This is a genomic window from Marinihelvus fidelis, assembly GCF_008725655.1.
GTDB classification, from domain to species: domain Bacteria; phylum Pseudomonadota; class Gammaproteobacteria; order Xanthomonadales; family SZUA-36; genus Marinihelvus; species Marinihelvus fidelis.
Window position 1 is genome coordinate 543,782 of the sequence record NZ_VYXP01000002.1, and the last position, 12,545, is coordinate 556,326.

The 12,545-nt window shown below is 65.6% G+C and carries 11 protein-coding genes; 6 read left to right on the forward strand and 5 right to left on the reverse strand.

The features are described 5' to 3' along the window. Positions 1-8: 8 nt before the first annotated feature. The 4 genes from F3N42_RS03910 to F3N42_RS03925 all read right to left on the reverse strand — a co-directional run bounded on the left by F3N42_RS03910 (position 9) and on the right by F3N42_RS03925 (position 3,753). Positions 9-677, reverse strand: a complete 669-nt coding sequence (locus tag F3N42_RS03910; RefSeq protein WP_150863064.1) for an esterase/lipase family protein — start codon at positions 675-677, stop codon at positions 9-11. A gap of 3 nt (positions 678-680) precedes the next feature. After that, positions 681-1,586 (reverse strand): EamA family transporter RarD, encoded by a 906-nt coding sequence (gene rarD / locus F3N42_RS03915; protein ID WP_150863065.1) that lies wholly within the window; start codon positions 1,584-1,586, stop codon positions 681-683. Positions 1,587-1,666: 80 nt separating this feature from the next. Then, complete coding sequence (aspS, locus tag F3N42_RS03920) at positions 1,667-3,430, reverse strand: aspartate--tRNA ligase (RefSeq protein ID WP_150863066.1); 1,764 nt, start codon at positions 3,428-3,430, stop codon at positions 1,667-1,669. A 20-nt stretch (positions 3,431-3,450) separates the two neighbouring features. Further along, complete coding sequence (locus F3N42_RS03925; protein WP_150863067.1) at positions 3,451-3,753, reverse strand: FmdB family zinc ribbon protein; 303 nt, start codon at positions 3,751-3,753, stop codon at positions 3,451-3,453. Positions 3,754-3,924: 171 nt separating this feature from the next. On the opposite strand from F3N42_RS03925, the gene F3N42_RS03930 reads away from it, so the two are divergent. From F3N42_RS03930 to F3N42_RS03955, 6 genes are all read left to right on the forward strand, one after another. Beyond that, the gene (locus tag F3N42_RS03930) at positions 3,925-5,634 is read left to right on the forward strand and encodes a dipeptidyl-peptidase 3 family protein (RefSeq protein WP_150863068.1); all 1,710 of its coding nucleotides are present in this window, start codon (positions 3,925-3,927) and stop codon (positions 5,632-5,634) included. Between the two features lie 27 nt (positions 5,635-5,661). After that, positions 5,662-6,804, forward strand: a complete 1,143-nt coding sequence (locus F3N42_RS03935; protein ID WP_150863069.1) for a cytochrome P450 — start codon at positions 5,662-5,664, stop codon at positions 6,802-6,804. A 110-nt stretch (positions 6,805-6,914) separates the two neighbouring features. Continuing rightward, positions 6,915-7,328, forward strand: a complete 414-nt coding sequence (gene rnk / locus F3N42_RS03940) for a nucleoside diphosphate kinase regulator (protein WP_150863070.1) — start codon at positions 6,915-6,917, stop codon at positions 7,326-7,328. Positions 7,329-7,730: 402 nt separating this feature from the next. Next, positions 7,731-8,894, forward strand: coding sequence for an NnrS family protein (locus F3N42_RS03945; RefSeq protein WP_191621221.1), 1,164 nt, complete (start codon positions 7,731-7,733; stop codon positions 8,892-8,894). 113 nt (positions 8,895-9,007) lie between these two features. Beyond that, complete coding sequence (proB, locus tag F3N42_RS03950; protein ID WP_150863072.1) at positions 9,008-10,069, forward strand: glutamate 5-kinase; 1,062 nt, start codon at positions 9,008-9,010, stop codon at positions 10,067-10,069. Beyond that, entirely contained in the window at positions 10,044-11,360 is a 1,317-nt protein-coding gene (locus F3N42_RS03955) for a glutamate-5-semialdehyde dehydrogenase (RefSeq protein WP_150863073.1), read from the forward strand. Before proB ends, F3N42_RS03955 begins: the two co-directional genes overlap by 26 nt. On the opposite strand, the gene F3N42_RS03960 is transcribed toward F3N42_RS03955, so the two are convergent. Beyond that, the gene (locus F3N42_RS03960) at positions 11,357-12,394 is read right to left on the reverse strand and encodes a LacI family DNA-binding transcriptional regulator (protein WP_150863074.1); all 1,038 of its coding nucleotides are present in this window, start codon (positions 12,392-12,394) and stop codon (positions 11,357-11,359) included. The genes F3N42_RS03955 and F3N42_RS03960 overlap by 4 nt on opposite strands. Between the last annotated feature and the right edge of the window lie 151 nt (positions 12,395-12,545).

Below are 12,545 nucleotides of genomic sequence, written 5' to 3' on the forward strand. Positions count from 1 at the left end.
CGGCGCCGCTAAGACGATACCTCTCCGGGCAGGAACTGTCCCTCGCGCAACCATGCAGTCACCTGGGTGGCCACCGCGTCGGAAAACAGCATGCCGGTGTGCGAGACCGACATGACAATGCGCCCGTCCAGGCCCTCGTGACGGGTCTCCGCGCCGGCCACGACGCCATCATTCGGGCGCGGCAGACCGCCGGCGATCACGCCCAGGCCCACTGGCATGGTGCCGGCCACCAGGCCGACATCACGCTGCCGCGGCCAGCCCTGCATGCCGGAATCCAGTGGCATGGCGGCGTGACCGATCAGCCATTCGCCACCCGGCCAGCCACGCACCCGCCGCGCCACCGCGCTGCCCTGCAACGGCGTGCCCAGGAACACCACGCGGCCCGGCGCGCTCCAGCCCGGCTCGGCCAGCATCGACAGGATCAGCAGGCCGCCCAGGCTGTGCCCCACCAGGTGCGCGCCGCCGGGTACACGCTCATCGCAGAAGGCCCGCAGCGCCAGCGCGCTTTCGGTGATTGGCGCACGCGTGGTCGACCAGTCGAACGAATGCACGCGAAACCCGCGCCGTTCCAGCCGCCCGGCCAGCACGCGCATGAACACGGCGCGGAACCACAGGCCGTGAACCAGGACGATATCGTTGATGCCGTCGGCGGGATTGTCGTGCTGCGGAATCGTCATGACTCAATCAATGGGTTGCGGGCGCAGGCGGCGGCGCAAGGGGCCCAGCGACACCAAAGCCAGCGCCGACCAGATGCAGGTGAAGGCGACCGCGTGGCCCGGCGTGAAGGTCTCGTCCCACCAGAACACGGCCATCAGGAAGGTCATGCTGGGCGCCAGGTACTGGATGAAGCCCACCAGCGTCAGCGTCAGGCGCTGGGCGGCGGTATTGAACCAGATCAGCGGCAGCACCGTCAGCAGGCCGCCGGCCATCAGCAGAAGGTCCATGCGCGTGGAGCCGGAAAGGAAATCCATCTCGCCATGACTGGCACGCCAGCCCATCCAGGCCAGCGCCGGGCCCAGCAGCAACAGGCTTTCCCACAGCAGGCCGGTCATCGGGCCGATGCCCAGGCGCTTCTTGACCAGGCCGTAGGACGCAAAGGATATGGCCAGCGCCAGCGATACCCACGGTGGGTTGCCCAGGTACCAGGCCAGGTAGGCGGTGCCGAAGGCGGCGATGGCCACCGCCCACTTGCCGTAGGTGGTCAGGCGCTCGCCCAGGAACAGGTAGCCAAATAGCACGTTCATCAATGGATTGATGAAGTAGCCCAGGCTGGTGTACAGCACCTTGTCGTTGACCACCGCCCAGACGAAGATGAGCCAGTTGGCCGCGATCAGGAAGCTGCTGACGCACAGCCAGCCCAGCTGGCGGCGAGTGATGCGCAATTTGGGCAGCAGCGCGCGACCGTCGCGAACCAGCAGGAACACCAGCAGCACCGGCACCGACCAGATGATGCGGTGGGCGATGATCTCCCACGGGTTCACGGTGTCGATCAGCTTGAAGTAGATCGGCATCAGGCCCCAGGCGATGTAGGCCGCGAAGGCCGTCACCAGCCCGGTGCGATCGACAGTGTTTTCCTGTGTCTGCATGTTCCCCGCCCAAAGGAAAAGGCCGGCAGACGCCGGCCCTTCGAAGCTTAACGGCTATTCCCCCGCGGGGGAATGAACCGTCAGGCTTTCGGCTTCAGCGCCAGCCCCAGTTCGTCGACCAGCGTTGCCGGCACCGCCGACGGCGCGTCGGTCAGCACACACTGCGCGGTGGTGGTCTTGGGGAAGGCGATGACGTCGCGGATGGACGGCTCGCCGGCCATCAGTGCGGCGATGCGGTCCAGGCCGAAGGCGATGCCACCATGCGGCGGGCAGCCGTACTTCAGCGCTTCGAGCAGGAAGCCGAATTTCTCCTGCGCCTCGTCCTCGCCGATACCCAGCAGCTCGAACACGGCCGCCTGCATGTCCTGGCGGTGGATACGGATGGAACCGCCGCCAATCTCGTTGCCGTTCAGCACCAGGTCGTAGCCCCGCGACAGCGAGGCGGCCGGGTCGGCTTTCAGTGCCGCGGGGTCGGCGTCGTTCGGCGCCGTGAACGGGTGGTGCATGGCGAAGTAGCGCTGCTCGTCGCCGTCCCACTCGAACATCGGGAAGTCGGTCACCCACAGCGGCGCCCAGTCGCCTTCGGCCAGGTCCAGGTCACGGCCGGTCTTCACCAGCAGCTGGCCCATGAAGGTGCTGGTCACACCCCAGTCACCGGCGCCGAAGAACAGGATGTCGCCGGTCTGCACGCCCGTGGCCGCGGCGATGCCGGACCAGGCCGCATCGTCCAGGAACTTGGCGATGGGTGACTGCAGGCCTTCGAGGCCGGTGTCCGCGTCGTTCACCTTAATCCAGGCCAGGCCCTTCGCGCCGTAGCGGGAAACGTAATCGGTGTACTCATCGATTTGCTTGCGAGAGAACTGCGCCCCGCCGGGAACTCGTAGTGCGGCCACGCGCTGGCTGTCATCGCTGGCCGGGCCGGAGAAGACGCGGAAATCGACGTGTTTGACGTGCTCGTCCACGCTCACCAGCTGCAGCGGCAGGCGCAGGTCCGGCTTGTCAGAGCCGTAGCGCTCCATGGCGTCGCGCCAGGCCAGGCGCGGGAACTCGGCCGGCAGCTCGACGTTAAGAACGTCGGCAAAGGCCGCGCGCACCAGCGCCTCGGCCGTGTCCTGCACGCCCTGCTCGTCGACGAAGGACATTTCCATATCCAGCTGGGTGAATTCCGGCTGGCGGTCGGCACGCAGGTCCTCGTCACGGAAGCAGCGGGCGATCTGGTAGTAACGGTCCATGCCCGACATCATCAGCAGCTGCTTGAACAACTGCGGCGACTGCGGCAGCGCGTAGAACTCGCCCGGGTGCACGCGTGACGGCACCAGGTAGTCGCGCGCACCTTCCGGCGTCGCCTTGGTCAGGATCGGCGTCTCGAACTCGGTGAAGCCCAGCTCGCGCAGCGTGCCGCGGATGGAGTGGTTCAGCTCCGAGCGAATACGCATGTTGCGCTGCATGCGCTGGCGGCGCAGGTCCAGGTAGCGGTACTTCAGGCGGATTTCCTCGCCGTCTTCGTCGGTCATCAGCAGCGGCAACGGTGCCGAGGCATTCAGCAACTCGACGTTGGTCGCCACGACTTCAATCCGACCGGTGGCCATGTTCTCGTTCCACTGGCTCTCCGGGCGCATGCGCACCTCGCCCTCGATGCGCACGCAGAACTCGTTGCGCAGCTTCTCGGCGTCGGCGAAGGCGTCGCTGTCCGGCTCGATGACCACCTGGACGATACCGGCGCGGTCACGCAGGCCAAGGAAGATCAGGCCACCAAGGTCGCGGCGACGGTCGACCCAGCCGCACAGGAAAACGGCCTGGCCGGCCAGCTCAGCGGTGACTTCACCGCACAAATGGGTACGCATAACGGGCTCCGGGCCTGGGGTCAGGCCGATTTGGCCTCGGTCTTCGAGGCGGTTTTCTTTTCAGTCTTGGGCGTCTTGCCGGCGTCGCTGCTGCCGGACTTTGGCTTGTCGTTGCCGCTGTCAGCCAGGTTGCGCTTGTTGTCGCTCTTGAAGTCGGTCTCGTACCAGCCGCCACCCTTCAGGCGGAAACCGGCGGCCGAGATCAGCCGCTTCAGCTGCGCCTGGCCGCATTCGGGGCAATCACGCAACGGGTCGTCACTCATGCGCTGGAGCTTTTCGAGCTCATGGCCGCAGCCTTCGCAGCGATACTCGTAGATGGGCATGTCAGGCTCTCCAAACAGTCTTGCCGCCCCGCGCCCGCGGGGGCCGGCCATTATAGTCGCTAGCCCCACAGATAGGGCCTTTGTGCATCAATTTCCACCATGAAGGGCCGCCCGCCCGGGCGAATCCTTTTGCTACACTCACCGGTTTCCGGCTCCCGAACCAGAACCACCATGTCCAAGACGCGCACAACCCTGTCATTCGCCATCCTCACCGCCCTGCTGGCGACCGCCTGCGACCGACCGGCCGAACCCGAGCCGAAGCAATCTACCGCGCCAGCCGCGGCAGAGCCGGCCGAAGTCGCCGTAGCCACCACGCCACCGGTGGAACCCGCCAGCAACCCGCGCTTCGACATTTACACGCCAGTGGAACTGAGCCCGGACATCAGCCACCTGAGCGACAATCAGCGCCAGGTGATCAGCCTGCTGATTGACGCCGCGAAGATCACCGACGACCTGTTCTGGCAGCAGGTCTGGGGCGACAAGGACGCCCTGCTCGAGCAGATTGAAGACCCGGCCGCAAAACGTTTCGCGGTGATCAATTACGGCCCATGGGACCGGCTCGATGACGAGCAGACCTTCCTGGAAGGCTATGGGGAGCGCCCGCCCGGCGCGAACATGTACCCGAAGGACATGACCCGCGAAGAGTTCGAGGCCTGGGACCAGCCCGACAAGGACGGCCAGTACTCGCTGGTGCGCCGCGACGACGCCGGCAACCTGGTCCTGGTGCCCTACGCCACCGAGTGGGCGGGGGAAATGGGGCAGATCGCGACCAAACTGCGCGAAGCCGCCGAACTGGCCGAGGACGAAGGATTCGCCAACTACCTGCGCCTGCGCGCCGACGCATTGCTGAGCGACGACTACCAGCCCTCCGACATGGCCTGGATGGACATGAAGGACAACGACATCGAACTGGTCATCGGCCCCATCGAGCATTACCAGGATGCATTGTTCGGCTATCGCGCCGCCTTCGAAACCTTCGTGCTGGTCAAGGACCAGGCCTGGAGCGAGCGGCTGGCGCGTTTCGCGCAGCACATGCCGGTGCTGCAGGAGGGCCTGCCGGTGGCGGAAGAATACAAGGCCGAAATGCCCGGCTCCGATGCCGACCTGAACGCCTACGACGTGGCCTATGTCGCCGGCGACGCCAACTCGGGCTCCAAGACAATCGCCATCAATCTGCCCAACGACGAGGAAGTGCAGCTGGCCAAGGGCACGCGCCGCCTGCAGCTGAAGAACGCCATGCGCGCCAAGTACGACAAGATCCTGGAGCCCATCGCCGACGAGCTGATCGCCCCCGACCAGCGCCAGTACATCACCTTCGACGCTTTCTTTGGCAACACCATGTTCCACGAGGTGGCCCACGGCCTGGGCATCAAGACCACGCTGGACGGCGCCGGCACCGTGCGCGCCGCGCTGAAGGAGCACGCCTCGGCCCTGGAAGAAGGCAAGGCCGATATCCTGGGCCTGTACATGGTCCAGCGCCTGCGCGAGATGGGCGAGATCACCGAGGGCGAGGTCATGGACAACTACGTCACCTTCCTGGCCGGTATCTTCCGCTCGGTGCGCTTCGGCGCCTCCAGCGCCCACGGCCGCGCCAACATGATCCGCTTCAACTACTTCGCCCAGGCTGGCGCCTTCGAGCGCAATGACGACGGCCAGTACCGCGTCAACGTCGAGGCCTTCGAGGCCGCGGTGGAATCGCTGAGCCGAAAAATCCTGACCCTGCAGGGCGACGGCGACTACGACGCGGTGGCCACCTTCGTCGCCGAGATGGGCAACGTCAGCCCGTTGTTGCAGGCCGACCTGGATCGCCTGTCAGCCGCCGATATCCCTGTGGACATCGTCTATGAGCAAGGCAAGGCGCAACTGGGACTGGGCGGCTAGACCCGGGGTGCCATGGATTGCTGAATCGTGAACGGACAACTGCCGGAAAGCGTTCCCCTTGCGGGCCTCGACCTTCGGGCCCGCACCGATGAGCTGAGACCGGAACATGCCGTGGTCCGGAACGCCCGGGGCGAGTGGGTGTTGCTCAGACATGCCGAAGTGCTCGCGGCGGCGTTGGACGACGAGCGGTTTTCCAGCGGGGCGTCGCGATTCCTGCAGATACCGAACGGCCTCAATGGCGAAACGCACTCGCGATACCGGAACATCGTCGACCGATACCTCAGCCGTGAGGCGCTGACGCCATTCATTTCCATTTTCGAACAGGTCGCCGAGCAGCTGGTGGCGACGTTGCCCAGACGGAACACGCTCTGCGCCGTGACCGACATCGGAATGCCGTTCGGGGTCCGGGCCCAGTGTGCCTGGCTGGGTTGGCCCGGAGAACTGGAATGCGATCTGCTGGCCTGGATCCGGGAGAACTTCGCGGTCGCCCGGAGCGCGGACCCCGCGAGAGCGGCCGCGGTGGCTGAGCGGTTCGACGGTATCATACGCTCGGTCATCGCACCGCGACGCGCGCCCGGCGCGCCACACAGCGACGACGTCACCACCAGGCTGTGCCGTGAGCAGGTGAACGGGCGTTCGCTGACCGACGAGGAACTAGTTTCAATCCTCCGCAACTGGACGGGTGGCGATCTCGGGTCCATCGCCTTATCAGTCGGCGTGTTGCTGGAATTCCTGGGGCGCCACCCGGCGCTGATGAGACAACTGCGTTCAGCGACGGGCGCGAGAGTGGATGCGGTGATCGACGAGATACTGCGCCTCGACGACCCGTTCGTGTCCAACCGCCGCGTTACCACCTGCCCCGTACGAATTGGCGGTCATGAAATTCCCGAAGGTGCCACGGTCAGGCTGAACTGGACCTCCGCCAACCGGGACGAACGCGTATTCGACCACAATTGTTTCGATCCCGAGGGTCACGCGGCGGCGAATCTCGTCTTCGGCGCCGGCAGGCACGTCTGTCCGGGACGCTTGTTGGCCACATGGGAACTCAGAATACTGGCCCGGTCGTTGCTGTCGGCGGTCCAGTCGCTCTACCTGGCCGACGATCTGCCGCCGGAACGCGAAACGGCGCCACTCGGCGGTTATCGCCGGGTTCCCGTGGTGATCACCTAGGCGCCGAATGCGGTCCGGTGGCTTTTATTCACCGGTGTACCCATAATCCCGGATACCTGCTTCCGGACGACGCAAAACCGACTGCGTCGCCGATCACCATGAGCGATGAAATGAATACAAGACCGGAAATCACCCTCTCATCCATGGACCTGGAACGCCTTTACGCACTCCTGGAAGGACTGCCGGCCGACGACATCGCCAGCGTCAGCGGTCTGGAGGCGGAACTGGAACGCGCGAAAGTCGTGGAGCCAAGGGACATCCCCTCGACGACCGTGACCATGAACTCGACCGTGCGATTTTTCGTCGAATCCTCGCAAAGCGAATTCGAGCTCACGCTGGTCTATCCCAGGGACATGGACTCGAGCGGGAAAACCATCTCCATCCTGGCGCCGGTGGGCAGTGCGCTCCTCGGCCTTTCCCAGGGCGATGAAATCGAATGGCCCAAACCGGGCGGCGGATTCCTGAAAGTTCGCATCACCGACGTCCTCTACCAGCCCGAGCGAGCCGGCGACTACCACCGATAGCGACCCTCGCCCGCGGCCGGTCGGCTTGACCGCGGTCAAGCCGAACCTGGTCACTGGCGTGTATGATGGTATTTAATGATAATCATTCTCAATAAATACCTCATGCACATGATCACTTTTGTGACAGGAACCAGGAGATAGTCCCGTGACCGCAGCTAATGCCCCAGATCGCCGGAAAAACGCACACCGGCAACGATGCCTGGAAAGCTGCCAGGCGGAGGACCATGCGCATCCGCAACGGTGCACGGGATTGGCGTGCCGGGGTGTCTGTCCCTGTGTCATCGGCGAGCTGCAGGCCCGCGACCCGCTGTTGAGCTCGCCCGGTGCGGTTGGACTGTTTTCCGGGCTCTGGTCGGACATGAACGCGATGGACGCGAGGCCATGAAAACGGCAGGGGTCGGGTTGACGCTGTTCGCCTACGGCTTCCGTCCGTTCTTTCTCCTGGCCGGCTGGTTCGCGGTCGTCGGCCTGGGTGGGTGGCTGCTCATCTTCCAGGGACGGATGACCTGGTCCGGCGGCCTGCCGGTGACCCTGTGGCACGGCCACGAAATGCTGTTCGGCTTCGTCACCGCCGCCATTGCCGGCTTCATGCTGACCGCCGTCCCCAGTTGGACGGGCACCCGCGGTTTCGGTGGTTGGCCGCTTGTGGCGCTGGTCGCGCTCTGGCTCGCCGGGCGCGTCGTATTCGCGATGGCGGGCTCGGTACCGTACGGAATTCTCGCCGTCCTGGAACTGACGTTTCTGCCCGCCCTGGCGGCGATGATCGCGCCGGCGCTACTGCGATCCCGCAACCGAAACACGAAGTTGTTGCTGGTTCTGCTCGCATTGTGGGCCGCCGACGTCGTATTCATGACCGGCTTGCGTCGCGGCGACGCCGCGCTTTCCGGAGCCTCGCTGACCTTCGCGCTGAACCTCGTGCTGTTGCTGATCACGGTCATCGGTGGGCGGATCGTTCCGGCCTTCACGGCCAACGCCCTGCGGCAGCGCAGCCACGAACCAATCCTTCGCGCCGTGCCCTGGCTGGAGCGCCTGGTCATCCTGGCCATGGTCGCGCTGCTGGTGATCGACGTGGTACTGCCGATGACGACCTGGGCCGGCGTTATCGCCGTTCTCGCAGGACTGGCGCAGGCGGCGCGTCTTTCACGTTGGAACGGGCAGCACACCCTCGCGGAACCCATCGTGTGGATATTGCACCTGGCCTATGCCTGGCTTCCAGTCGGATTGCTCCTCAAGGCAGCTTTCCTTCTCGGTGGTTTTTCCTGGGCCGCATTCTGGATGCACGCGCTCGGCGCCGGCGCCACCGCCACGATGATCCTGGCCGTCATGTCGCGGGCCTCGCTGGGACACACAGGACGCGAATTGCGGGTTCCACCCATCATGACGGTTTCATACCTGATGGTGACACTGGCGGCGGCGCTCCGCGTATTCGGTCCGGCGGTCCTGCCCTTCGCGTATGGCCAGCTGATCACCATCGCCGGCCTGTTGTGGATGGCGAGCTTTCTAGTTTTCGCCCTGGTATACACGCCCATCCTGCTAAGACCCAGGGTGGACGGAAAGCCGGGATGAACGCCTGCCATATCGAACCGACACGCTATTTTTCCGGCTGCGTACAAGACGCTTGGGCGGCAGGGGTTTTGCTACACTGATCGCTTTTCCCGGCGACTTTGACGGACTTGAAAATGGCGCGGCGACGGATGGTGGTGAAAGTGGGCAGCCAGGTGCTCTGCGAGAGTACCGGGGGGCTGTCGGCCGCGGTCCTGGCGGGCCTGGCGCGGCAGATCGCGGCGTTGCGCGCCGATGGCTGGGAAGTCGTACTGGTGTCTTCGGGCGCCGTGGCCGCCGGGGTGGGCGTGGTGGATGACGCCGGCTTCGACAACCCGGTCACGCGCCGCCAGGTGCTGGCCGCGGCCGGCCAGGTGCGGTTGATGGCCACCTGGGGGCTGCATTTTGCCGACCACGACCTGGCCATCGCCCAGGTGCTGGCCAGCAAGAGCGATTTCCAGAGCCGCGGGCATTACCTGAACATGCGCGGTTGCCTGGAGGGGCTGCTGAGCGCCGGCCTGTTGCCGGTGGTGAACGAGAACGACGTGGTCTCCGTCACCGAGCTGATGTTTACCGACAACGATGAACTCGCCGGACTGGTGGCGGCCATGGTCGGCGCCAGCCACCTGTGCCTGCTGACCCAGGTGGCCGGGGTGCTGGATGCCGAGGGCACCCTGGTGGAACGCTGGGACGATGAAACCCACGACGCCGATGCGCTATTGCAGCGCGGCACCTCGAAACTGGGGCGCGGCGGCATGCACAGCAAGCTGGCCACGGCGCGCAAGGCCGCCGGACTGGGCATCGAAACGCTGGTGGCCGATGGCCGCGACGAAGGCGTGCTGGCGGGCTTCGCCGACGGCGCCGCGCGCGGCACGGTGTTTCCGGCGGGTGGCCAGGCCTCGTCGGCAAGGCGCTGGCTGGCCAGCATGGACGGCCACACGCTGGGCGCGGCCGTGGTCAACGCCGGCGCCGAGGCGGTGCTGACTGACCCCGCGAAACTCGCCAGCGTGCTGCCGGTGGGCGTGGAAGCCGTCGAGGGCGAGTTCCTGCGTGGCGACGTCATCGAGGTGCGTGCCAGCGATGGTCGCGTGCTGGGCTGCGGGCGTTCACAATACGATCATGCCGAGGCGCGCGCCGCGCTCGGCCAACGCGACATGAAACCACTGATTCATTATGACTACCTCTACCTGCTCGATTAAGGACATCACCCCCGCCACCAGCACCACTGAAGGCGGCATGCCCGCGGCCATTCGAGAAGGCCTGACCGGCGCCCGCGCCGCCGCCCGGCAGCTGGCGCGGATGACGCCAGAGACCTCGGCCAAGGTGCTGAACCGCGTGGCCGAGCGCGCGCTGGAGGCCACCGACGCCATCCTCGCCGCCAACCGCCAGGACCTGGCGCGCATGGACCCGGAGAACCCCAAGTACGACCGCCTGTTGCTGGACCCGGAGCGCCTGGCCGCCATCGCCGCCGACCTGACCCGGGTAGCGCAGCTACCCTGCCCCGTCGGCGAGGTGCTGGAAGAGAAGACCCTGGACAACGGCCTGGCGCTGACCAAGGTGCGCGTGCCAGTGGGCGTGATCGCCGTCATTTATGAATCGCGCCCCAATGTCACCTTCGACGTGTTCGCGCTGAGCCTGCGCAGCGGCAACGCCTGCGTACTGAAAGGCAGCAGCGACGCGCGCGACAGCAACGCCGTCATCGTCGGGCTGATTCACGAGGTGCTGGCCGAGTTCGGCCTGCCGGCAGGCGCCTGCTACCTGGCACCGCCCGAGCGCGAGATGCTGGGGCCTATCCTGGAAGCCAGTGACTACATCGATCTCGCCATCCCGCGCGGTTCCAAGGGCCTGATCGATTTCGTCCGCGACCACGCGCGAGTGCCGGTGATCGAGACCGGCGCCGGCATCGTCCACACCTATGTCGATGCCAGCGCTGACTTCGATCAGGCCAAAAAGATCATTACCAACGCCAAATCACGCCGGGTCTCGGTGTGCAATGCGCTGGACACCCTGGTCCTGCACCGCGACTGGCTGCCGCAGCTGCCGGAACTGTTGTCGGACCTGGGCGAAACCCACACCACCGAGGTCTACGCCGACGACGCCGCGTTTGCCGTACTCGAAGGCCACTACGCCGCCGCACTGCACCACGCCGCGCCCGAGCATTTCGGCCAGGAATTCCTGTCCATGCGGATGTCGGTGAAGGTGGTCGACGGGCTGGATGAAGCGCTGGATCATATTCACGCGCATTCCTCGAAGCATTCCGAGGCCATCGTCGCCACCGACCCGGCCGTCATCGAGCGCTTCCTGAACGAGGTCGATGCCGCTACCGTTTATGCCAACGCCTCCACGGCGTTCACCGACGGCGGGCAGTTCGGCATGGGCGCTGAGATCGGCATCAGCACGCAGAAACTGCACGCGCGCGGACCGATGGCCTTACCGGAGTTGACGTCCTACAAGTGGGTGGTGCGCGGCGACGGACAGACGCGCGACTAGCCGCGGTCGCGGCCACCGCAGGAACCACGCACGACCAGTTCCATCGGCAGCAGCTGCGACTGCCCCGGCTGGCCGTCGATCATCGCCAGCAGGTTGTCGACCAGGGCCTCGGCCGCGGCGCGGGTGTCCTGGCGCATGGTGGTGAGTGACGGCGTAAAGTAGGACGCCGCCGGGATGTCATCGAAACCGGCCACGGAAACATCTTCGGGGATCGACAGGCCAGCCTTGCGCATACGCTTCATCGCGCCGATGGCGATCAGGTCGCTGGCCCCGAGCACGGCGTCGAACTGCGCTCCGCTCTCCAGCAGTCGATCCATGGCCTGAAAGCCGGACGTTTCCTGGTTCTCCGCATCCACGCGTAATTCGTCGCGCACCCAGACGCCTTCGTTTTCCAGCGCCGCGCAGTAACCCTCAAAACGCTGCTTGAACTCCGGGCAGTCATCACTGGCGCCGCCGATAAAGGCAATGCGCCGCCGGCCCAGCGCCAGCAGGTGCCGGGTGATGATTTCACCGCCGTTGCGGTTGCGGCAGCCAATGGCGTGGCCTTCCAGCTCCGGCGTGGTCGCGCCCCAGATGACGAAATGGCCGCCATCGTCGTGCAGCCGGCGCAGCTTGTCGGAAATCTTGCCGTAGTCGCCGTAGCCCAACAGGATGATGCCATCGGCGCGGTTGGCGGCCTCGTACTCGTACAGCCAGTCGTCGCTGAGCTGCTGGAACGACACCAGTACATCGTAGCCGCGGCGGGCGGCAAACCGAGTCGCGTTGCCCAGCAGCGAGAGGAAAAACGGGTTGATCTGCGAGTCGTCGGTGGTCGGGTCCTCGAAAATCAGCAGCGCCAGCGTGTTACTGCGCTGCGAGCGCAGACCGGCGGCGCTGCGGTCGACCCGGTAATTGAGCTCGCGGGCGATACGCTTGACCTTCTGCCGGGTCTCGACGTTGACCAGCGGACTGTTTCTCAGCGCCCTCGACACGGTGGCCTGCGACACGCCGGCCGCCTGCGCGATGTCAAACGATGTGGTTTTTCCTGAGCCCATGGGTCTCTTTTTTCTGACGCCGACGGGGGTAATTCCGTGGCCGGCGGTTATGGCCGATATCATAGCACTGACGCGGGTTTGCGTGACTTTTCACCCTTGAATCCACGCCGCGATAATGACACCGCAGGACAACGTGTCCGCCGTGTGACCC

Coding starts and splice junctions, on each gene's coding strand:
- aspS (WP_150863066.1), bottom strand. CDS start 3,430: ATGCGTACCCATTTGTGCGGTGAAGTCACCGCTGAGCTGGCCGGCCAG.
- F3N42_RS03955 (WP_150863073.1), top strand. CDS start 10,044: ATGACTACCTCTACCTGCTCGATTAAGGACATCACCCCCGCCACCAGC.
- rnk (WP_150863070.1), top strand. CDS start 6,915: ATGAATACAAGACCGGAAATCACCCTCTCATCCATGGACCTGGAACGC.
- proB (WP_150863072.1), top strand. CDS start 9,008: ATGGCGCGGCGACGGATGGTGGTGAAAGTGGGCAGCCAGGTGCTCTGC.
- F3N42_RS03910 (WP_150863064.1), bottom strand. CDS start 677: ATGACGATTCCGCAGCACGACAATCCCGCCGACGGCATCAACGATATC.
- F3N42_RS03925 (WP_150863067.1), bottom strand. CDS start 3,753: ATGCCCATCTACGAGTATCGCTGCGAAGGCTGCGGCCATGAGCTCGAA.
- rarD (WP_150863065.1), bottom strand. CDS start 1,586: ATGCAGACACAGGAAAACACTGTCGATCGCACCGGGCTGGTGACGGCC.
- F3N42_RS03930 (WP_150863068.1), top strand. CDS start 3,925: ATGTCCAAGACGCGCACAACCCTGTCATTCGCCATCCTCACCGCCCTG.
- F3N42_RS03960 (WP_150863074.1), bottom strand. CDS start 12,394: ATGGGCTCAGGAAAAACCACATCGTTTGACATCGCGCAGGCGGCCGGC.